This window comes from Mycobacterium asiaticum DSM 44297, from assembly GCF_000613245.1.
GTDB classification, from domain to species: domain Bacteria; phylum Actinomycetota; class Actinomycetes; order Mycobacteriales; family Mycobacteriaceae; genus Mycobacterium; species Mycobacterium asiaticum.
The window spans coordinates 59,923-80,346 of the sequence record NZ_HG964937.1 but is presented as its reverse complement, the minus strand read 5'-3'; the positions used below and the strand labels follow the sequence as shown (position 1 = coordinate 80,346).

At 66.2% G+C, this 20,424-nt stretch carries 14 protein-coding genes and 1 pseudogene; 6 read left to right on the top strand and 9 right to left on the bottom strand.

What is annotated here, in order from left to right:
- The first annotated feature begins 8 nt into the window (after positions 1 to 8).
- On the top strand, positions 9 to 638 hold the full coding sequence (locus BN972_RS10935) for a TetR/AcrR family transcriptional regulator (protein ID WP_036357500.1): 630 nt from the start codon (positions 9 to 11) through the stop codon (positions 636 to 638).
- Positions 639 to 841: 203 nt separating this feature from the next.
- On the opposite strand, the gene BN972_RS10930 is transcribed toward BN972_RS10935, so the two are convergent.
- From BN972_RS10930 to BN972_RS10895, 8 genes are all read right to left on the bottom strand, one after another.
- Complete coding sequence (locus tag BN972_RS10930; RefSeq protein ID WP_051545360.1) at positions 842 to 2,980, bottom strand: PE family protein; 2,139 nt, start codon at positions 2,978 to 2,980, stop codon at positions 842 to 844.
- A 201-nt stretch (positions 2,981 to 3,181) separates the two neighbouring features.
- A complete protein-coding gene (locus tag BN972_RS10925; RefSeq protein ID WP_036357498.1) occupies positions 3,182 to 5,095 on the bottom strand; it encodes an ABC transporter family substrate-binding protein in 1,914 nt (637 codons plus the stop codon).
- 23 nt (positions 5,096 to 5,118) lie between these two features.
- Positions 5,119 to 7,008 (bottom strand): translational GTPase TypA, encoded by a 1,890-nt coding sequence (gene typA / locus BN972_RS10920; RefSeq protein ID WP_036357495.1) that lies wholly within the window; start codon positions 7,006 to 7,008, stop codon positions 5,119 to 5,121.
- A 77-nt stretch (positions 7,009 to 7,085) separates the two neighbouring features.
- A complete protein-coding gene (gene narI / locus BN972_RS10915) occupies positions 7,086 to 7,817 on the bottom strand; it encodes a respiratory nitrate reductase subunit gamma (protein WP_036357492.1) in 732 nt (243 codons plus the stop codon).
- On the bottom strand, positions 7,814 to 8,461 hold the full coding sequence (gene narJ, locus BN972_RS10910; protein WP_036357489.1) for a nitrate reductase molybdenum cofactor assembly chaperone: 648 nt from the start codon (positions 8,459 to 8,461) through the stop codon (positions 7,814 to 7,816). Before narJ ends, narI begins: the two co-directional genes overlap by 4 nt.
- Positions 8,458 to 10,050: a nitrate reductase subunit beta gene (gene narH, locus BN972_RS10905; protein ID WP_036357486.1), complete on the bottom strand. Its 1,593-nt coding sequence runs from the start codon at positions 10,048 to 10,050 to the stop codon at positions 8,458 to 8,460. Before narH ends, narJ begins: the two co-directional genes overlap by 4 nt.
- A 1-nt stretch (position 10,051) precedes the next feature.
- Complete coding sequence (locus tag BN972_RS10900) at positions 10,052 to 13,744, bottom strand: nitrate reductase subunit alpha (RefSeq protein ID WP_036360615.1); 3,693 nt, start codon at positions 13,742 to 13,744, stop codon at positions 10,052 to 10,054.
- A gap of 111 nt (positions 13,745 to 13,855) precedes the next feature.
- Positions 13,856 to 14,251: a (deoxy)nucleoside triphosphate pyrophosphohydrolase gene (locus tag BN972_RS10895; RefSeq protein WP_036357483.1), complete on the bottom strand. Its 396-nt coding sequence runs from the start codon at positions 14,249 to 14,251 to the stop codon at positions 13,856 to 13,858.
- Between the two features lie 26 nt (positions 14,252 to 14,277).
- On the opposite strand from BN972_RS10895, the gene BN972_RS10890 reads away from it, so the two are divergent.
- From BN972_RS10890 to BN972_RS10880, 3 genes are all read left to right on the top strand, one after another.
- Positions 14,278 to 14,562 carry a 4a-hydroxytetrahydrobiopterin dehydratase gene (locus tag BN972_RS10890; protein WP_036357481.1) on the top strand — a complete coding sequence of 95 codons (285 nt, stop codon included), beginning with the start codon at positions 14,278 to 14,280 and terminating at the stop codon, positions 14,560 to 14,562.
- An 86-nt stretch (positions 14,563 to 14,648) separates the two neighbouring features.
- Positions 14,649 to 16,199, top strand: coding sequence for an alpha/beta hydrolase (locus BN972_RS10885; protein WP_051545358.1), 1,551 nt, complete (start codon positions 14,649 to 14,651; stop codon positions 16,197 to 16,199).
- Between the two features lie 62 nt (positions 16,200 to 16,261).
- Positions 16,262 to 17,680 carry a serine hydrolase domain-containing protein gene (locus BN972_RS10880; RefSeq protein ID WP_051545616.1) on the top strand — a complete coding sequence of 473 codons (1,419 nt, stop codon included), beginning with the start codon at positions 16,262 to 16,264 and terminating at the stop codon, positions 17,678 to 17,680.
- Between the two features lie 71 nt (positions 17,681 to 17,751).
- Here the strand turns inward: BN972_RS10880 and BN972_RS10875 are convergent, their stop codons facing one another.
- Positions 17,752 to 19,026, bottom strand: coding sequence for a mannosyltransferase (locus tag BN972_RS10875; protein ID WP_200869744.1), 1,275 nt, complete (start codon positions 19,024 to 19,026; stop codon positions 17,752 to 17,754).
- Positions 19,027 to 19,185: 159 nt separating this feature from the next.
- Between BN972_RS10875 and BN972_RS10870 the strand changes: the two genes are divergently transcribed.
- Together BN972_RS10870 and BN972_RS30305 are read left to right on the top strand one after the other, a co-directional pair.
- Positions 19,186 to 19,998: a hypothetical protein gene (locus BN972_RS10870; RefSeq protein ID WP_036357478.1), complete on the top strand. Its 813-nt coding sequence runs from the start codon at positions 19,186 to 19,188 to the stop codon at positions 19,996 to 19,998.
- A gap of 17 nt (positions 19,999 to 20,015) precedes the next feature.
- A pseudogene (locus BN972_RS30305) lies at positions 20,016 to 20,424 on the top strand (hypothetical protein); the annotation flags it as partial.

The window sequence follows — 20,424 nt, the reverse complement described above, 5'->3', positions numbered from 1 at the left end:
ATCGACTCATGGCGCAGGCGACCCAAACGACAGCCAGCCGCAGACGCCGGCGCGGGGAAGTACTTGAACGTGCACTCTACGCGGCGACTTTGGCCGAGTTGACCTCGGTCGGGTACGGCGGTCTGACGATGGAAGGCATCGCGGCGCGGGCCCGCACCGGCAAGGCCGCCCTTTACCGGCGTTGGGCCAGCAAGCACGATCTCGTCCAGGCTGCCATGACCCACACCGTGCCGCCACTGCCTGAGCCGCGCGCCGGCCGGTCGGCGCGGGAGAACCTGCTTTCGGTGTTCACCGCTCACCGTGATGTGCTGGCGGGCAAGACCGATTTCCCCGGCCTGGAGATCATCGGTCAGCTGTTGCACGAGCCTGAGTTGCGAGCGATCTTCGCCGACGCCGTAGTTTGCCCTCGGTTGAAGATCATCGAGTCGATCCTCAATAGTGCTGTGCGGGAAGGGGATATCGACGCCGAGTCGCTGACGCCACTGACCTCCCGGATCGGGCCGGCGTTGATTAATCAGCACTTCATGCTGACCGGGACGCCGCCGACCCGGCGTGAATTGGCGCTCGTCGTCGAGACGGTAATACCGCCGAGACCATCGGCGAAGACAACATCGAATCAAGCTGTGCACGGTCCGTGATCAAGCCGACGAAGTCGGCGCCAGCCATCAAAATCTGATCGAGAGCGCCCCCTGCTGACCGGTACCCAACAGCAAGTTCGCGGCGGTCAAACTACGGTCCAACCGCCCACCAGGCGTCCGCTTCGCAGCTCGGCGCAACGCTATCGGCCCGCCACCTCCCCGAGGTGACGGGCCGATCGCGAACTGCTGGTGGTGAGTTATGCCTAGGGTGTGACGTTGGCGTTGGCGTCGACCGTGACCTGCCCGGTCAGGACGGCGTTGATGTTGGCGAGCACCCCTGGCAGATCGCCGTTCAGAACCACCTGAATTGGCGTGAAGAGGTTGCTCAGCACCGCGCCGTCGAACAGGAATTTCTGTTCCAGGGCACCCAACAACCCACCGGCCGTGACGCCGCCGAACACGTCCCCCGTGGCGCTGACCAGCAGACTGCCGGTCACGTCCGTGGCGGGAACGCCGATCAGGGCGTTGATGACCGTCTGGGGCAGACCGACAAAGGCCAGGTTCAGGCCGTTGAAGGCGTTGTTCACCGCACCGTTGAGGGCGCCGCCAGTACCGAAGATGGCCAGTTGCAGTGCCTGCTCGTTGGCAACCAGGTTGGCATTGAACGCCAACTGGGCATTGGCCAGAGCCTCCAGGGCGGCTGGAGTCAGGCCGAGTTGGGTCATCAAGGCCGCGTCCAGACCGGGCACGCCACCCAGGGCCGCGTTGAGCGACAACAGTTGCTGCACAACACCGGTCAACCCGCCGACCGGCGTGAAGCCGCCGCCCAGCGTCAGCGCCGGATTGAACAGCAGGCTGCCGGTCAAGTCCACCCCCGGCGCACCGACAACGGCGTTGAGCAGCTGCTCGCCAGTACCCAGGAAGAGGTTGCCGGCGTTGAATACATACCCCACCGGACCAAGCACGGCGCCGGGTCCGAGCAATGCCGACACCAGCGCCTGCTCGTTGGCGACGAGGTTGGCGTTGAACGCTAGTTCGTGTATGACCAGATTGGCCAGGATTCCGCTCTGGATTTGCTCGAGGCCCGCTACCCCGGTCGTCGGAAGTGCTGCGAGGTTGTTGACCAGCGCGCTGAGGCCGGCCGTATTGCCGCTCAAGGCACCCGAGAGGGCCGCGTTGATCTGGGCACCGAGGGGTCCGAGAGCACCGTTGATGTTGGCCGCCAGCGCGGGCAGGTTCAGGTTGAAGCTGCTTGCCAGAGTGTTGAATCCGGCGGTGAGATTCGCGGTCACCGACTCGAAGGTGGGCAGCGGCGGCAGCACCAGACCGAGGTCGAGGTCACCCGCAAGCAATCCGTTCAGCGCCGTGTTCAGGCTGGCGCTGAGGGCCGGGAGGTTGAACCCGAATCCAGCCAGGGCGGAGTTGAAGTCAGCCACCAGCGTGGCACCCAGTGCGGGCAGGTCGGGCAGCCCGAGGTTGAGGTTCCCGGACAGGGCGGCATTCAGCGCGGCGTTGATCTGCGCCCCCAGGCTGGACAGGTCGCCACCGAAGATAGCGGACAACGACCCGCCGGTCTGGGTGAGCGCGTTGATGTTGGAGATGAAGTTGTTCGCCAGCGCGCCGCCGGTCTGCACGAGACTGTTCAGGCCCGCATTGATGTTGGCCCCCAACGCATTACCGGCCTGCACAAGAACGTTGAGGTCGGGCAGCGCGGCACTCAGGTTGCCCGACAAGGCCGCGTTGAGTTGGGCGCCAAGGCCGTTGAACGCCGCGTTGAAGGAACCGGCCAGGCCGCCCAGTCCGAGGTTCGCGTCCAGCGAGCTGTCGACCACAAGGCTGGTGCCGAAGTTGGCCGGAACCTGTGCTCCAAGAAGAGTATTGAGGGCTGTCTGACCCGCACCCACGAACGAGTTGGCGACGTTCAGGCCGGAATCCACCGCGGCCGACAGCGCGTTGCCGCTTCCGAAAAGGGCCTGCCGCAACGCCACTTCACCGCCGACCAACGCCTGGTTGAACGACAACTCGGCATTGACCAAGTTCGCGGTGAAGCCGGCATACGCCTCCGCGAAACCCTCGAGCGACAGGGTTGGCGCGGCCAGCCCATTCACCAGGGCTTGCGCGGTGCCGAGTTCGGCTGTCGCATAGGCGTTCGCACCCGATGTCACCGCCTGCACGAACCGCTCATACGAAGCCGCCACCTGGGCGCTGATCTGCTGATAGCCCACCGCGTTCTCGGAGAACAGCGCGGCTATTCCCTCCGAGACCTCGTCGGCGGCCGCAGCAAGCACGCCAGTGGTTGACGCGGCGGCTGTCGCATTGGCGGCGGTGAGCGCCGAACCGATGTTGGACAGATTCGTCGCGAATGCCGCCATTATTTGCGGCTCGACAAAGACAAACGACATTTCGGACCCCTAACCGCACCAATGAATGCTGGCTACCCCTGTGCCCGATCAGGTGCCCCCTGGCCGAGCGTATCGCCGGGGTTGCCCGCGCGCGCGATTTCCAAACGCAAATTTCATAACAATTTGTCACGAGCCGAACGCCGAGGTCAGCTGGTGCGTTCCCAGCCGGCTAGATGGATTGCCAGACAGGGTTTTTGCGTTCTATGGCCCGGTTTTCACCCACTGGCTGGCGTCGGCGACGATGCCGACCGGGACGGCACCGGTCAGGCTGACGTTCTGCACGCTGGGCCCGGCGGCCACGATCGTAGTGTCCTGCAGGATGGGCAGGACCGTCGACATGTTCCACAGCCGCGGCTCCACCGCGGTGATCACGTCGCTGATGTTCTTGGTCCCGTTGAGCGCCGCCTCGATGTTGGGCTGAATGCTGCGATCGCAGATTCCGGTCAGGTTCGACGGCGCTTTCACCAATGCGCCGGGTTCCGGCGGCCGACTGGGGGTTGTCGGGGGCACGGTGGTGTCCGGCCCGGCCTGGGTGGTGCTACCGGTTGTTCCGGTAGTCGATGCCTGCGCGGTCGGCGACGCGCTCGGGTTGGGGATCTCGGAGGCCTGCAGCGCGGGGCAGCCGAATCGGGACGCGAGCGAGGTGGCCAGATTCCCGCCGGCCTGATGCCAGCCCACCAGCGCGTCCACTTGGTGGTTCTTCAATGCGTCGCGGTACAGCGTCACCGGATCCAGGGCCAGCACGCTGGCGGCGATGCCGACGTTGCGCAGCTGGTCGGCGGCGGTGTTGGCCACCGCCACCGAGGTCGGATCGTTGGCAGCCACACCGATGACCAGGGTCAGTTGCTTGCCGTCCTTGCTGATCTGGCCGTGGATCAATTCCCCGGTAGGCAGGGTGCTGACCGGCGTGGTCGTCGAATTTGCGCCGGGGGTCGAGGTCACCGTGTTGTTGCTCTCGATCTGGAACCCGGAGGCTTCCAGCAGCCCCAGTGCCGCCGTGCGGCTCATCGCCGGTGGTGCCGTGGGCACATAGCCGGGATCGCTGGGTGACCGGATCTGCGCCTGGTCCAGGGTGACGGTGTTATCGCTACCGGCCCCCACGGCGGCGAGCAGGTCGACGTCGAGCAGACCCAGGATCGCCTTACGGACCTGACTGTCGGCCAGCTTCGGCTCGTTGGCACGCAGCGTCATTTGCATGACACGTGGCGTGACGATGCGGGCGGTCCGCACGTCGGGGATGGCCGAGAGCTGAGCGAAGGCCGCCGAACCGCCGTGCACCTGCGCTACCTGGGTGTCGCCGTTGCGCACCGAATCGGCCAGTGCGGCCGGCGCACCGGCCCGCCGGAACTGGATCAGGCCGGGTTTTGCGGGCAGCCCCCAAAACCGGTCGTTGCGGGCGATCAGGATCTCGTCGCGCTGGGGATCGATGTTCTCGACCCGGAACTGTCCGCCGGTCACGGGCAAGGCACGGGCCAGCCCGGCCGAGAACCCGCCCGATACATCTTTGACTATGTGTGCCGGCAGCAGGTTGTTGAACAGTTCCCGCCACGCGGGGTACGGCTGGCTGAAGGTCACGACGGCCTGCTTGCCGCCATCCAGCGACTGCACTGCGGTGATCAGGTCGTAGCCGGCCGGATCCACGACGCCTGGCTGGGTGGCCATCTGCTGCCACAGGTACCAGAAGTCATCCGCGGCAATCGGGGCGTTGTCGGTCCACTGCGCCTCCGGCCGGATCTTGTAAGTCACGGTGAACGGATTCTCGTTCGTGACATCGGCCGAGACCAGCAGTGTGGAATCCATCTCCCACCGCGAACCGGTCGAGGAGCTGGGGTCTGGGACGGGGCGGAACGCGCTCGGCAGCACCAGCGCAGCGATCGCCGCATTCACCGGCGAGAGATCCGACAGCAAGTGCGGATTGAAGCCGGCGCCGATCGAGTCGATGCCCATGATGATCTGGGTGGGACGTTGCGGTGGCGGCGGCGTGCTGTGTGGTGTGTCGGTGCTCTGCGGCGCCGGCGGCGGACTCACCGTGCAGCCCGATAGCACCAGTCCGATGGCCGCGACGAGGACGCCGACCGCTAACAGAACGTGCCGGGCCCGGTGCAACACGCCCATCAGGGTATCGAGACCCACCCGGCCTACCCGCGGGCCTTAGCGCGGGCCTTCGCGCGGGCGCGCAAGGTGGCATCCAATTCGACCTTGCGGACCCGCACGATCTCCGGCGTGACCTCGACGCATTCGTCGGGCGCGCAAAACTCCATGGCCCGCTCCAGGTCGAGCTCGAGCGGTTTGGCCAGCGTTTCCATCACATCGGCGGTCGAGGACCGCATGTTGGTGAGCTTCTTTTCCCGGGTGACGTTGATGTCCAGGTCCTCCGGGCGCGGATTGATGCCGACGACCATGCCTTCGTAGGTGTCCTGACCGGGCTCGACGAAGAACTGGCCCCGGTCGGCGAGTTGCAGCAGCGCGAACGGGGTGATGACGCCGGAACGGTCCGACACCAGCGACCCGGTGTGCCGGGCGCGAATCTCACCCGCCCACGGCCGGTAGCCGTCGAAGACGGCGTTGGCGATGCCGGTGCCGCGGGTGAGGGTGAGGAAGTCGGTGCGAAAGCCGATCAGTCCGCGGCTGGGCACGATGAAGTCCATCCGGACCCACCCGGCGGCGTGGTTGGTCATTTCTTCCATCCGGCCCTTGCGACCGGCCATCAGCTGGGTGATCGCGCCGACGAACTCCTCCGGACAGTCGATCGTCATCGCCTCGAACGGTTCGTGCAGCTTTCCGTCGATGGTTCGGGTGACCACCTGCGGCTTGCCGACGGTGAGCTCGAAGCCCTCGCGGCGCATCGTCTCGACGAGCACGGCCAACGCCAGCTCGCCGCGGCCCTGCACCTCCCAAGCGTCGGGGCGCCCGATGTCGACCACGCGGATGGAGACGTTGCCGACCAGCTCGGTGTCCAGTCGGCTGCGCACCATGCGCGCCGTCAGCTTGTGCCCGGACACCTTGCCGGCCAGTGGTGAGGTGTTGGTGCCGACCGTCACCGAGATGGCGGGCTCGTCGACGGTGATGCGCGGCAACGCGTGCGCGTGGTCCGGATCGGCCAGCGTGTCGCCGATCATGATCTCGGGCAACCCGGCGACGGCCACAATATCGCCGGCGACGGCCTCGTCGGTCGGAGTGCGTTCGACGCCCTCGGTGGCCAGCAATTCGGTGATCTTGGCGCTGGTGATGACGGGCACCGCGTCCACTTCGCGCATCCACGCCACCTGCTGGCCCTTGCGCAGCTTGCCGTTATAGATGCGGATCAGCGCGAGCCGGCCCAGGAAGGGCGAAGCGTCGAGGTTGGTGACCAGCGCCTGCAGCGGAGCCTCCGGATCGCCCGAGGGCGGCGGGATGTGCTCCATCAGCACGTCGAACAGCGGGTCGAGGTTGTCACCGGCGGGCGCCTGGCCGTCTGCCGGTTGTTCGGTGCTCGCGATGCCGGCCCGCCCGGACGCGTAGAGCGTCGGCAACCCCAGCGCGTGCTCGGCGGCGGCGGCCGCTTCTTCGTCGAGGTCGGAGGCGACGTCGAGCAGCAGGTCGTGACTCGCCTCGACGACCTCCTCGATGCGTGCGTCCGGTCGGTCGGTCTTGTTCACGACGAGGATCACCGGGAGATGCGCCTGAAGAGCCTTGCGCAGCACGAACCTCGTCTGCGGCAGCGGGCCCTCGGACGCGTCGACCAGCAGCAGGACGCCGTCCACCATGGACAGGCCGCGCTCCACCTCGCCCCCGAAGTCGGCGTGACCGGGAGTGTCGATGACATTGATGACTGTCACCGTCCCGTCACCGTTATGGCGGTGCACGGCGGTGTTCTTGGCCAGGATGGTGATGCCCTTTTCCTTTTCGAGATCACCGCTGTCCATGATGCGTTCCTGGGTGTCGTCGCCGCGGTGGGTCAGGGCGCCGGACTGCCGCAGCATCGCATCGACCAGGGTGGTTTTGCCATGGTCGACGTGGGCGACGATGGCGACATTACGGAATGGCACGTCGGTGATTGTTTCAGCGCAGGCCCGCCAATGGCGAACTGAGCAGCTCAAGGGGCTATTGAGCGGGTGCGGCGCCCTCACCAACCGCGCCGGCGCGGCGCTGAACCGATCAATTGGTGTTTGTCGGCCACGTCGCGGCTGCGGTAGACGATGTAGGGCCGGAACAGGTAGGCGACCGGCGCGCTGAAGGCGTGCACCAGGCGGGTGAAGGGCCACAGCGCAAACAGCAGCAACGCGATCAGCACGTGAATCTGGTAGTACACCGCAGCCTGCGCCATCAGGTCTCCGCGCGGGTCCAGGATCCAGATCGACCGGAACCAGACGGACACCTTCTGCCGATAGTCGTGCAGTTCGCCGAAGTGCGTGGCGCCCATCAGGGTGCAACTCAAACCGGCCACCAGCGCACACACCAGCGCCACGTACATCAACTTGTCGTTGCGTGTGGTCGCCAGCCGGACCGGTCCGCGGGTGCGCCGCCGGTAGACGAGTAACCCGATGCCCAGCAGGGTTGCGAAACCCGCTGGCGCGCCGAGCATCAGCGCCTGCAGGTGATAGAGGTGATCGCTCATCCCGATCGCCCTGGTCCAGGACTCTGGAATGAACAGACCGCTGATATGGCCCATGATCACTGCGAGGCTGCCGAAGTGGAACAACGGGCTGCCGATCGTGAGCAACCGTGATTCGTAGATCTGGGACGAGCGGGTGGTCCAGCCGAACTTGTCGTAGCGGTAGCGCCACCAGGTGCCGACGATCGCAATCGCCAGCACGACGTACGGCGCATCGTCCCAGAAGATTTGCAGTAGGTTCATGCCGAGTCTCGTCGGGCTGGAACGGTCAGGGTGAATGGTTGCAGGCCAACCGCTTCCGCGGGTGGGCCGCACTCGGTCAGGTGCTGCACCCGGTTCGGATCGCCGGGCGGCAACGTCTCGCACACCGCCGCCACCGCGTACTGGTACGGCGACCCCGCATCGGCCAACGCCTTCTGCAGCACATCGATCGACGTCCGATGTGTGGCCAGCAACTGATGCCCGGCCCGCGAGTCGACGGTGGCGGCGAATTCCAGCACGACGGGCAGGTAGTCGGGTGACTCTTTAGCCGGCGGCTCGACGCCCGCATCCCGATAGGCACTGGCGAAGTCCAGCATCTCGCGCCCGCGGTTGCGGGTGTCGCCGGCGGTCCAGTACGTCAGGTACATCGTGGCGCGTCGCCGCAGGTCGAAGGTTTCGACATAATGTATTGCAGCATCTAGGGTTTCGTACCGCCACAAGCCCGCGACCGTTTGTCTGAGCAGGTGCTGCGCCCGGCCGCGGAGGTGACCCGACAATTCCTCGACAAGCTGCAGCCGCCGGATGAAGCCCTCATCGGGGTAAGCCAGCAGCAATGAGGCGGCCTGCCACACCACGCGATCCCGCATCAGTTGAGCGCGTTGTTTCCCGCGCGACAACGCTTTCATCGGTTCACCCGCATCGGGAAGAGTTCGGAGGGCGTGCCGGTCCCGTCCCAGTTCAGTAGGTTTGTTTGCCGTTGCTGCATCGCGTGGAACGTCTCCACCGACACCGGCGTCGGTCCGGATTCGTACATGCCCGGTCCGCCGTCGAATGACAACGAGCAGCCCATCTCGCGGCCCTCCGCGGCGCCGGGCAGGTCCGCTGAGTATGCGGTCGGGATGACATAGCGCTCTTCGTATTTGGCGATCGCCAGCAACCGGTACATCTCGTAGACCTGTTCCTCGGTCATCCCGACGGCGTGCGGGATGTGCGGCTGGGTTTCCCGGCCCAGGTTGATGTCGCGCATGTAGGAGCGCATCGCGGCCAACCGTCGCAACACCCCGGCGACGACGTCGGTGTCGCCCGCGGTGAACAGCTCGGCCAGGTACTGGATCGGAATGCGCAACGCTTCCAGGGCGCCGAACAGGTTGCCCAAGTCCTCGCCGTCGTGCCCGCCGTGGCTGACCGCGTCGACCACCGGAGACAGCGGCGGGATGTACCAAACCATCGGCATGGTGCGGTATTCCGGGTGAAGTGGAAGCGCCACCCGGTAGGTGTTGATCAACGCATAGACCGGTGATCGCTGCGCGGCCTCGATCCATTCCTCCGAAATGCCTTGCGCCCGCGCGCCGGCGATCACCTCGGGATCACGGGGATCCAGGATGATCCGCCGCTGCGCCTCGTACAGATCGGTGTCCTTCTCTACCGATGCGGCTTCGAGCACCCCGTCCACGTCGTAGAGCACCAGCCCCAGATAGCGCAGCCGTCCCACGCAGGTTTCCGAGCACACGGTGGGCAGGCCGACCTCGATGCGCGGGTAGCACATCGTGCACTTCTCGGCCTTACCGGTCTGATGGTTGAAATACACCTTCTTGTAGGGGCATCCGGACACGCACATCCGCCAGCCACGGCAACGGTCCTGGTCCACCAGCACTATGCCGTCCTCGCTGCGTTTGTACATCGCACCCGACGGACAGGATGCGACGCATGACGGATTGAGGCAGTGTTCGCAGATCCGTGGGAGGTAGAACATGAAGGTCTCTTCGAGCTTCAGCCGCACCTCTGCGCCGATCTTCTTCAGGATCGGGTCGTCGGGCACGATTTCCGTTGAGCCGGCGAGGTTGTCGTCCCAGTTCGAGCCCCAGGACACCTTCATTGGCTCGCCGGTGAGCTGGCTGCGAGGTGCGGCCGTCGGGAAAGTGTCTCCCGCCGGTGCCTGGGTCAGGTTTTCGTAGTCGTAGGTCCACGGCTCGTAGTAATCCGAGATGGTAGGCAGGTTAGGGTTGGCGAAAATGCGCAGCAACTTTGCCAACCGCCCGCCGTCCCGCAATCGCAAGCGCCCGTTGTTGTCCCGCACCCATCCCCCGCGCCACCGACTCTGATCTTCATAGCCACGGGGATAACCCACGCCCGGGCGGGTTTCGACGTTGTTGAACCACACGTATTCGGTGCCCGAGCGATTGGTCCATGCCTGCTTGCATGTCACCGAGCAGGTGTGGCAGCCAATGCATTTGTCGAGGTTCATCACCATCGCCAATTGCGCCATCACCTTCATGTCAGTACCTGACCTCCTGGCTGCGGCGCCGCACCACGGTGACCTCGTCACGCTGGTTCCCGGTGGGACCGAGATAGTTGAACGCGAACGAGTGCTGCCCGTAGCCACCCGCCAAATGACTGGGCTTGATTCGCACCCGGGTCAGCGCGTTGTGGTTGCCGCCGCGCTTGTTGTTGGTTTCGGTGCGAGGCGTGTCGACGGTGCGCTCCTGCACGTGGTAGACGAACACGACCCCGTCGGGCATCCGGTGCGAGACAATCGCCCGGCACACGTAAATGCCGTTCGCATTCACAGCCTCGACCCAATCATTGTCGCGCACTTGAATCTTGGCAGCGTCGGCCGGGCTCATCCACATGGTCGGACCGCCCCGCGACAGTGACAGCATGTAAAGGTTGTCCTGGTAGGTCGAATGGAACGACCACTTGGAGTGCGGCGTCAGATACCGCACGGTGAGGCCGATTCCGCCCGAACCGTCCGGGGTCGGGCCGAGCTGCGGTTGATCGAACAGCCGCGCCATATCCAGCGGTGGCCGGTATACCGGCAGCTGTTCGCCGAGTTCCTCGATCCAGTCATGGGCAAGGTAGAAGTGCATCCGGCCGGTCAGGGTGTGAAACGGTTTGAGATGCTCGATGTTGATGGTGAAGGGGGCGTAGCGACGGCCGCCGGTTTCGCTGCCCGACCATTCCGGGCTGGTGATCACCGGGACCGGCCGCGCCTGAGTGTCGGCGTAGGTGATCCGCTTCTCCTCGCTGCCCTCGGCCAGCTGCACCAGCCGCTGGCCGGTGCGTTTCTCCAATTCCAGGAAGCCCTCGACGGCCAGCCGGCCGTTGCAGGTTCCGGACAGGGCCAGGATGGTGTCAGCCATCCGCTGGGCCGTGGTGATCGCCGGACGCCCGGCACCTGCTCCGGAGTTCATGACGCCGAATTTGCTTGCCAGCTCGCTGATTTCTCGGAACGGGTGCACCGTGTAGCCCTTGACGGTCATGCCGAACTTGTCGACCAGCGGTCCCAGCGTCAACCACTTGTCGTAGATCGCGGTGTAGTCGCGCTCCACCACGGTTAGCTTGCTCATCGTCCGGCCCGGGATCGGGAGTTCGCCGGTGTGTAACCAATCGCGTTCGGTCCCGTCGGGACAGGCCATCTCGTCCGGGGTGTCATGTTGCAGCGCGGTCAGCACCACGTCCGTGCGCGAGCCCAGGTGGCGTCGGGCCAGCATGCTGAAGGTGCGCGCGATGGCGGCGAATGCGTCGAAGTCCGACCGCGTTTCCCAGGGCGGGTCGATGGCCGGGCTGAACGCGTGCACGTACGGGTGCATGTCGGTGCTGGACAGGTCGGCCTTCTCGTACCATGTCGCGGCGGGCAGCACCACATCGGAGACCAGCGTGGTCGACGTCATGCGGAAGTCGATTGACATCATCAGGTCGAGCTTGCCCTCGGGAATTTCGCAGTCCCACAGAATGTCCCGCGGCCTGGCGCCATCAGCCGGCGGTTCGGCCTGCACGTTGGAGTCGGTGCCCAGCAGGTGCCGCAAGAAGTACTCGCCACCCTTGCCCGAGGAGCCGATCAGGTTCGACCGCCACACCGTCAGCACCCGCGGCCAGTTGACCGGGTTGTCGGGGTCGGTGACCGAGAGCTTGAGCTTGCGATCGGCCAGTTGCTCGGCCACATACTCTCCGACGTCACGGCCGTCGGCCTTCGCCTCGTCGGCGACATCGAGGCTGGACCGGTCGAACTGCGGATAGAACGGGCTCCAGCCCATCGCCGCGGCCGAGGCGAGCAGGTCCATCGTGTGCTTGCCGGCGAACCTGCCGCGGCCCAGCGGGCTGGTCAGCTTGTCCGCTGCGTAGCCGTCGTAGCGCCACTGGTCGGTGTGGGCATACCAGTACGAGGCGCCGGGCACCTGTCGCGGCGGGCGCGCCCAGTCCGTGGCGTTGGCCATGGTCTGCCACCCGGTCAGCGGGCGAACCTTCTCCTGACCGACGTAGTGCGCCCAACCGCCGCCGTTGCGTCCCATCGACCCGGTCAACATCAGCAGTGCCAGCACCGACCGGTACATCACGTCGCTATGGAACCAGTGGCAGATTCCGCCACCCATGATGACCATGGACCGGCCGCCGGATTCCTCTGCGTTGCGCGCGAATTCCCTGGCAATGCGAACGGCCTGCGCGGCCGGCACCCCGGTGATGGGCTCCTGCCATGCGGGTGTGTTCGGTTGCGTCGCATCGTCGTAACCGGTCGCCCAATCGCCGGGCAGTCCAGGGCGCCCAACCCCGTACTGGGCCAGCATCAGGTCGAACACCGTGCACACCAAATGGTTGCCGACCCGGCGCACCGGCACACCCCGTGACACGGTCTGCCCGCGGCCGTCAACGGTGTCGAAGTGGGGCAGGCTGACGAGTGCTGCACTCCCGTCAGAGTTTTCGACGCTCAGCGCCGGGATCACCGCACCGAGATCGAGGTTCCACTTCCCCACCCCGTCTTCGCCGAACCGGAATCCCAGCGAGCCCTGCGGGATCACCACGGTGTCGGTGACCTGATCCAGTAGGGCGGGCTTGAAGGCCGAGTTCTCGACTTCAGCGCCGATGTCGGCCGCAGTCAGAAATTTCCCGGGCACCAGTCGTTCGCCCCGGGTTTCCAGCTTGATCAGGAAGGGCAGGTCGGTGTATCGGCGCACGTAATCGGTGAAGAACGGAACCTGTTTGTACACATAGCATTCCGAGAGGATCACGTGGCCCATCGCCATGGCCAGCGCGGTGTCGGTGCCTGCGGCACACCGCACCCACTCGTCGGCGAATTTGGTGTTGTCGGCGTAGTCGGGACTGACGACCACGACCTTGGTGCCCCGGTAACGCACCTCGGCCATCCAGTGCGCGTCGGGGGTGCGGGTGATCGGGACGTTGGAGCCCCACATCACCAGATACGAAGCGTCCCACCAGTCTCCGGACTCCGGCACGTCGGTCTGATCGCCGAATACCTGCGGCGAGGCCACGGGCAGGTCGGCGTACCAGTCGTAGAACGACGTCATCACGCCACCGATCAGCTCAATGAATCGCGAGCCCGCGGCGTGGCTGACCATCGACATGGCCGGGATCGGGGTGAAACCGGCGACCCGGTCCGGGCCGTAGGTCTTGATGGTGTGCACGTGGGCCGCCGCGATCATCTCGGTCGCCTCGGCCCAGCTCACCCGGATCAGTCCGCCTTTACCGCGGGCCTGCTGGTAGCGGCGCCGTCGCTGCGGATCGGCTTGGATGTCTGCCCAGGCCAGCACCGGGTCACCCAAGCGGGCCTTGGCTTCCCGGTACATCTCCACCAGCACACCGCGGGCATAGGGGTAGCGGACCCGGGTGGGCGCATAGCTGTACCAGGAGAACGACGCACCGCGCGGGCAGCCCCGAGGTTCGTACTCGGGGCGGTCCGGGCCCACCGAGGGATAGTCGGTTTGCTGCGTTTCCCAGGTGATGATCCCGTCTTTGACGTAGATCTTCCACGAACACGATCCCGTGCAGTTCACCCCGTGGGTGGATCGCACCACCTTGTCGTGACTCCATCGGTCGCGGTAGAAGACGTCGCCCTCGCGACCGCCACGCCGGGATACGGTGCGCAGGTCGGCCGATACTTCGCCAGGGGTGAAGAAGCGCGCGCTGCGTGCCAACAATTCCTCGAGGCGTCCACCGACATGCGGGGTCACAGTCAGGACGACCTCCTCCTCGTCAGCGCATCGGTTTCGAGTTGCCCTTTTCAACAGTTGATGTCGGCAACCTTCAGCCGCCCTGGATGTCCGCTGTATACGGACTGTGGAATCACCTCAGGACAACGCGCGCGTCAGGTCGGCAAGCCACTCGCGATCCGCCGGCACCCAGTCGACGTCACCGAGTTCTTCCGCGGTCACCCAGCGCAACGCGCGGTGGTCGTGGGCGCGCGGCTCGCCCGTCAGCAGCCGGACCCGATAGGCCCGCAGGGTCATCGAGCCGCTCAGGTCGACATCACCGCCCAGGCGTTCATCCACCACGACGTCACCCGCCCGCAGGCCCAGTTCCTCGACGAGCTCACGCGCCAACGCGGCCGGTTCGGTTTCCTCGTGGCCGACCTTGCCGCCGGGCAGCTCCCAGCGGCCCGCCAGTTCCGGCGGACGAGCGCGTTGTGCCACCAGGACCGTATTGCCGCGAATGATCGCTCCAGCGACGACGATCTGGGTCGACATGGCCAGTGACGGTATACGGTCGAGAGATGGCTGTGTTAACCGATGAGCAAGTAGACGCCGCACTGCCCGAGCTCGACGGCTGGGAACGTGTCGATGGAGCATTGCGACGGTCGGTCAAGTTCCCGGAATTTCTGGCCGGTATTGACGCTGTGCGCCGGGTGGGCGAACACGCCGAGGCCAAGGACCACCATCCGGATATCGATATCCGCTGGCGGACAGTGACTTTCGTGCTGGTCACCCACTCAGAAGGTGGCATCACCGGCAAGGACATCGATATGGCCCGCGATATCAACGGAATCGTCGGTAGCTGAGCGCCCTGCGCGAACCCAACCACACCGCGAAACCGCGGGCCAAAAACGGCAACCAGGTTCGGCTCGCGAATATAGGGTGATCCGCGATGACGCTCCATGGCTCGTTGCGGTTGGCTCTTGCCATCACCATCGCCGGTGCGGGCGCTGCCTGCTCGCATCCGGACACATCCGGCGGCGCTCAACCGGGGCCGCCGACCACGGTGGCCCACTCACCCGCCGGCTACGAGCCGGGCCCCTGCCCCGCGTCCGCCGCGCCGGAGTTGGCCGCCGCACACTGCGCAACCCTGGTCGTACCCGAGAACCGGGCCAAACCGGGCGGGCGGACATTACGGCTCGCCGTTGCCGTCATTCCGTCGCAGACTCAACCCCCGACCGGCGACCCGATCCTCTTCATCACCGGCGGCCCTGGTGAGGACGCCATCATGGATCCGCCGATCGCGCAGGACGTCGGCCTCAACCGCAACCGGGACCTGATACTGCTTGCGCAGCGCGGCAATCACTCGTCGCAACCCGCGCTGACCTGTCCGGAGATCGATCAGTTCTTCGCCCGCAGAGCGGGCCTGGTGTACGACGCGTCCGGCACCGGAGACCAGTACGTGCAGGCCGCCAGGACCTGCCACGACCGATTGGCCGGCATCGCCGATCTGGCCGCGTTCAACTCCAGCGAGAGTGCCTACGACCTGATCGATCTGCGCAACGCGTTGCACCTCAAGCAGTGGAATCTGTTTTCGCACTCCTACGGCACCGACCTGGCTCTGATCTATTCGCGGCTGGATGCACCGGCCATCCGCTCGCTGGTGCTCGACGGAATGACGCCGCCGTCGATCGCGAGCCCGAGCTGGACCTGGGGCAGTGCGCGTGAAGCGTTCGACAACATGATGAGCGCCTGCACCGTCCAACCGGACTGCCAGGCGCGTTATCCGAACCTGGGTGACACGTTCGTGCGGCTGGTCAATGAACTCGAGGCTCATCCGGTGACCACCACGGTCAACGTCGAAGGTGTTGGTGACACGAAGATCGTGCTCGACGGTGGCGCCCTGCTTAACTGGTTCGTTCCGATGGCCACCCACTTCCCGGCCGAGATGCCCGCCGCGATAGACGAACTCGCGCACGGCAACCCCACGCGGGTCGCCAAGCAATGGGCGATGGCGTGGGTGAACCCCGCCAAGGTCGGGGTCATGGGCTGGGGCCTGACGTTGAGCATCTGGTGCAGTGAGTGGGTGCCGTTCGACTCCGCCGACGACCAGAATCGGGCGGCCCGACAAGCTTTCGCCGCGCTGCCCGAATCGGTGCGCGCCCAGGCGCCGCAACTGCCGTTCCTGCGGCAGGCCTGCGCGGCATGGAACGTGCCCAAGGCCTCCGACTGGGTACGCGGCGTCAGCGACGCAACGATGCCGGCGCTGGCCCTGTCCGGCAGCTACGACGGGCAAACCGGCGCTGCGTCCGGACAGTATGTGGCCCAGCATCTTCCGCATGCCGTCTCGGTGACCGTTCCGGGCGTCGCGCACGGCATCTACGCCGACCGCTGCGGCGCTGCCGTCATCGCCTCGTTCTTCGACAACCCTCAGCAACCCGACACCAGCTGTATCAACGCGACCCAACCGGCGACCTACGCGATCAACCCGCCGCCACCATGACCGGGGTGTTTGACCGAAGGTTGTTGCTGAGCGGCGCGCTGGCCGGAGCGGCGACGCTCGTAATGTCCTGCGCCTCACGGCCCGCCAAGCCGACGTTGTTTGACGAGCTCGACGCCAAGATCACCGCGGGGATGAAGGCCTACGGGATACCGGGTGTCGCGGTGGGCGTCTGGACCGGCGGCCGGGAGTACATCAAGGGCTACGGCGTCACGAATGTCGACCATCCGGTTCCCGTCGACGGCGACACCGTGTTCCGGATCGGCTCCACCACAAAGACCTTCACCGGCACCGCGATCATGCGTCTGGTGGACGCGGGCAAGGTCTCGCTGGATGCCCCGGTGCGCAGGTATCTGCCCGACTTCGCCGTCGCCGATCCCGAGGTGAGCGCCGCGGTGACGGTGCGCCAGTTGCTCAACCACACCTCGGGCTGGTTGGGCGACGACGTCCAGGATTTCGGCAACGGCGATGATGCGCTGGCCCGGTACGTCGCCTCGCTGAAGCGGCTTCCGCAGCTCAACCCGCCCGGTGCGGTATTCGCTTACAACAATGCGGGATTGGCGGTCGCGGGCCGGATCGTCGAAGTGGTGTCCGGTACGACCTACGAGTCGGCCGTGCAGAACCTGCTGCTGAATCCCCTGCAACTGGGCCACACTCACTTCTTCTCCGACCAGCTGACGGGTCTGAGCGTGGCGGCGCCGCACAATGTGGTTGACGGCAAACCGGTTGTCGACAACGGTTTCTGGGCCTTCCCGCGCAGTTGCAATCCCACCGGCGGGCTGATATCCAGTGTGCGGGATCAGTTGCGCTATGCCAGGTTCCACCTCGGCGACGGGACGGCCCCCAATGGCACCCGGCTGCTGGGTGAGCAGGCGCTGCAGTCGATGCGTGCCAATCCCGGCGCCGGCGGCACGCTGCAGGTCGAGCTGACCGGAATGGGTGTGGCGTGGATGCTGCGCCCGTCTGCCGAGGACAAGCTGATCGTTCAGCACGGCGGAACGTGGAGCGGGCAGCGTTCCGGGTTCTTCATGGTGCCGGCCCGCGACTTCGCGATGACGTTGCTGACCAATTCCGAAGGCGGCGCGCAACTCACCGTCGACCTCTTCGCGGATGACTGGGCGCTGCGCCACTTCGCCGGCGTCAGCAACCTGCCCGCCACCGTCCAGCACTTCAGCGCGGGCGACCTTGCGCCGTACGAGGGGCGCTATGTCGCCGAGTCGATTCCGGAGTCCGGTGAGCTTGAGCGCGTGATCATCGAATTCCGTTCCGGGAATGGGCAACTGGACGGTACGACGGGCTCCGATGATCCTACTGCTGGTAGCAGCCGGATGGGTCTGGCGTTCTACCGGCCGGACTACGGGCTCGATCTCGGGCCGGACGGCAAGCCGGTGGGTACCCGATCGAATTTCGTCCGTGATCCGGTGGGCAACATCATCTGGTTCCGCAGCCACGGACGGCTGTTCCGGCGCGAATACCCTGCTTAACTCCCGCCGCGCCCGCCGAGCGTCACCAAGCCGTCACCAAGCCGTCGTCGAGCGTCACGCCAGCGTGGCTCTCACCGCCGACCGTCACGCTGGCGTGACGCTCGGCGCAACGATAAGCCATTGCCCGACAGCGCGATCCAGCCAAGCGTCGCCAACGCCGCCAGCGCGTAGACCAGCCCGGCCCAGGCCAGATACCAGGGCCGGCTTATCACCCAGATGGTCGGCTGCGCGAAGCTCAGCAGCCACGGCACGCCGATCAGAGTCAGCACCAGCCAGCCCCACCCCAGAATCTTGGCGCCGAGGCGTTCCCGCAGCGGCCCGTGCAGCAACCACATCATCAGCGGCACCAGCCATACCCAGTGGTGCGTCCAGGAGATCGGCGAGAGCAGCAGCCCGAACACTTCGACGACCAGCAACCGGCCGAGCGCATCGGAAGCGTCCAGCGCGCGCCAGGCCAGTACGGCAAGCACCAGCGTCACACCGATCGCCGTCAAAACCAATGGCCCGTAGCCCGCGTCGTATCCGAGGATGCGCGAAATTGCGCCGCGCCAGGACTGATTGAACGAGGTGGCGATCGGCCCCACCCGGCGCGCATCGCCCAGCAGGTCGGTGAAGTAGTACCGAGCCTGGTCGCCGACGACAAACAGTGATATCCCGATCGTCAACAGAAAGGTGGACAGCGAGGACAGCGCCGCCGACCAGCGGCGGGCCCCGAGCAGATAGACCCCGGCGATCGCCGGCGTCAGCTTGACACCGGCCGCGAGCCCGACCAGCAACCCCGACAGCCACCACCGGGTGGTGTAAACGGCCCACAGCACCGCCAACACCAGGAACACATTGATCTGGCCGTAGTCGAAGTTGCTGCGCAACGGTTCGATCCAGATGGTCACCGCGGTCCACAGCATTGCGGCGCGCCGGTCTGCTGCGGTGCCCATCAATCGCTGACTGACCCGCACCACGCCGTACAACGCCGCCACGATGGCCGCCTGCCACAGAAAGGCCAGCAACCCGAACGGCACCACGTGCAGTGGGTAAAAGACCACCGCGGCGAACGGCGGGTAGGTGAACGGCAGCGGGAAGTCCGGCGTCTGGTCGGCGTAAACGTAGCTGTACAGGGTGCCGGGATGGTTGAGCGCCGCGGCACCGCCCACGTAGACGTGCAAGTCCACGAAGTTGGCGCCGTTCGGCGCCAAATACGTCCAGGCGAACCTCGCAACAACGCTGATGATCAGTAGCGGCGCCGCCAGGCCGGCCTTCCGGGCGGGTGCCGCCGCGGCGGCCGAAGTGGTGTCGATTTGACCGACTTTAGCGACCGCGCCGGGTGTCGGGCCGTTGATAACGGCCAGGACACAAATCGCAGGTGGTCGATCACCGCCGCCACTCGTATCGGTAACGATCAAATAAATGCCACACGTGTCACTTGAGTCACTTCTGTACCACGATAGCTTCGGCTTCAGGTCCTGTGGGGGCCTGGAATAGCCCGTTGAAGACAACCAGGGAGAGTCATGCCAACCATCTGGACTTACGTACGTGCCGGCGCAGTATTGGTCGGTTCGTCCGCCGCATTGCTGACGGGCGGTATCGCCCACGCCGACCCGGCGCCCGCCCCGGCGCAGCCCAACATTCCGCAGCAGTTGATCGCTTCGGCCGCCAACGCGCCGCAGATTCTGCAGAACCTGGCGACCGCCCTCGGTGCGACCCCGCCCGTGCAGGGCACCTCGCCGGCACCCCAGGGTGTGCTGCGCGCACCCGACCCGGCTCCAGCTGCCCCCGGTGGGCTGAACCTGCCGTCGGTGCTGCCCGGCGCCAGCGCACCAGGTCCCTCGACGGCTCCCGCCACAGTTCCGCAGATTCCCGGCGTGAACACCCCGATCCCGGGGATCACCGCGCCGGCGGCGGCCGCACCCGCGCCCGCACCTGCTGGAGTGCCGTCCATTCCCGGTGTGAACACGCCCATTCCGGCGCTCGCGGCACCGGCACCGGCCGCACCAGCGCCGGCCGCAGTGCCGTCGATTCCAGGAGTGAACACCCCGATCCCGGGGATCACCGCGCCGGTCACTCCGGCGGCCGCGCCCGCGCCCTCGATTCCGGGCCTGGCGTCAGCGATTCCGGGTCTTGCCGCTCCGGCGGCAGCGGCACCGGCGGCTCCTGCGTCCGCACTGCCGGGGTTGGCCTCGGCCCTGCCCGGCTTGGCGCAGGCAGCACTGCCGGGCCTGACGTCCAGCATTCCTGGATTGGCACCGGCGTCTCCGGCCCCAGGGGCCAGCGCGCCCGCACCCGCGGGACCGCCGCAGACGCTGCTCGCTGCGTTGCCCTGAGCCATCTCATCTGACGGCTGACCTACCACCAACAACGGGAGAGAGAACACACCGTGGCAAGCACTTGGAGTCTGTCCAAAGGTTTGGCCGCAGTCGTCGTCACATCGGCTGCCGCGTTCGCGCTTTGTCCGAGCGCGGCAGCCGACCCGGCGACGCCGCCGCCCAACCCCACCCAACAGCTCCCTGGGCTGCCCGCGTTGGCCGAGTTGAGCCCGATCATCCAGCAGGCGGCGGGCAACCCGGCGCAGGCGACGCAGCTGCTGATGGCCGCGGCTCAGGCGTTCACCCACAACCCGACGGCACCCGCCGAAGCCAAGAACGTCGCCACCTCGGTCAACCAGTTCGTGGCGGATCCGGCGGTTCCGGTCGCCGGTACGCCCCATCACGGCGGACCGGCGACCGTGGCCGGTGTGACGCCGCCGGCGG

Excerpts from the sequence above, each read along its gene's own strand:
- BN972_RS10935 (WP_036357500.1), top strand. The coding sequence starts at position 9 with ATGGCGCAGGCGACCCAAACGACAGCCAGCCGCAGACGCCGGCGCGGG.
- BN972_RS10930 (WP_051545360.1), bottom strand. The coding sequence starts at position 2,980 with ATGTCGTTTGTCTTTGTCGAGCCGCAAATAATGGCGGCATTCGCGACG.
- BN972_RS10925 (WP_036357498.1), bottom strand. The coding sequence starts at position 5,095 with ATGGGCGTGTTGCACCGGGCCCGGCACGTTCTGTTAGCGGTCGGCGTC.
- narI (WP_036357492.1), bottom strand. The coding sequence starts at position 7,817 with ATGAACCTACTGCAAATCTTCTGGGACGATGCGCCGTACGTCGTGCTG.
- narJ (WP_036357489.1), bottom strand. The coding sequence starts at position 8,461 with ATGAAAGCGTTGTCGCGCGGGAAACAACGCGCTCAACTGATGCGGGAT.
- narH (WP_036357486.1), bottom strand. The coding sequence starts at position 10,050 with ATGAAGGTGATGGCGCAATTGGCGATGGTGATGAACCTCGACAAATGC.
- BN972_RS10895 (WP_036357483.1), bottom strand. The coding sequence starts at position 14,251 with ATGTCGACCCAGATCGTCGTCGCTGGAGCGATCATTCGCGGCAATACG.
- BN972_RS10890 (WP_036357481.1), top strand. The coding sequence starts at position 14,278 with ATGGCTGTGTTAACCGATGAGCAAGTAGACGCCGCACTGCCCGAGCTC.
- BN972_RS10885 (WP_051545358.1), top strand. The coding sequence starts at position 14,649 with ATGACGCTCCATGGCTCGTTGCGGTTGGCTCTTGCCATCACCATCGCC.
- BN972_RS10880 (WP_051545616.1), top strand. The coding sequence starts at position 16,262 with ATGTCCTGCGCCTCACGGCCCGCCAAGCCGACGTTGTTTGACGAGCTC.
- BN972_RS10870 (WP_036357478.1), top strand. The coding sequence starts at position 19,186 with ATGCCAACCATCTGGACTTACGTACGTGCCGGCGCAGTATTGGTCGGT.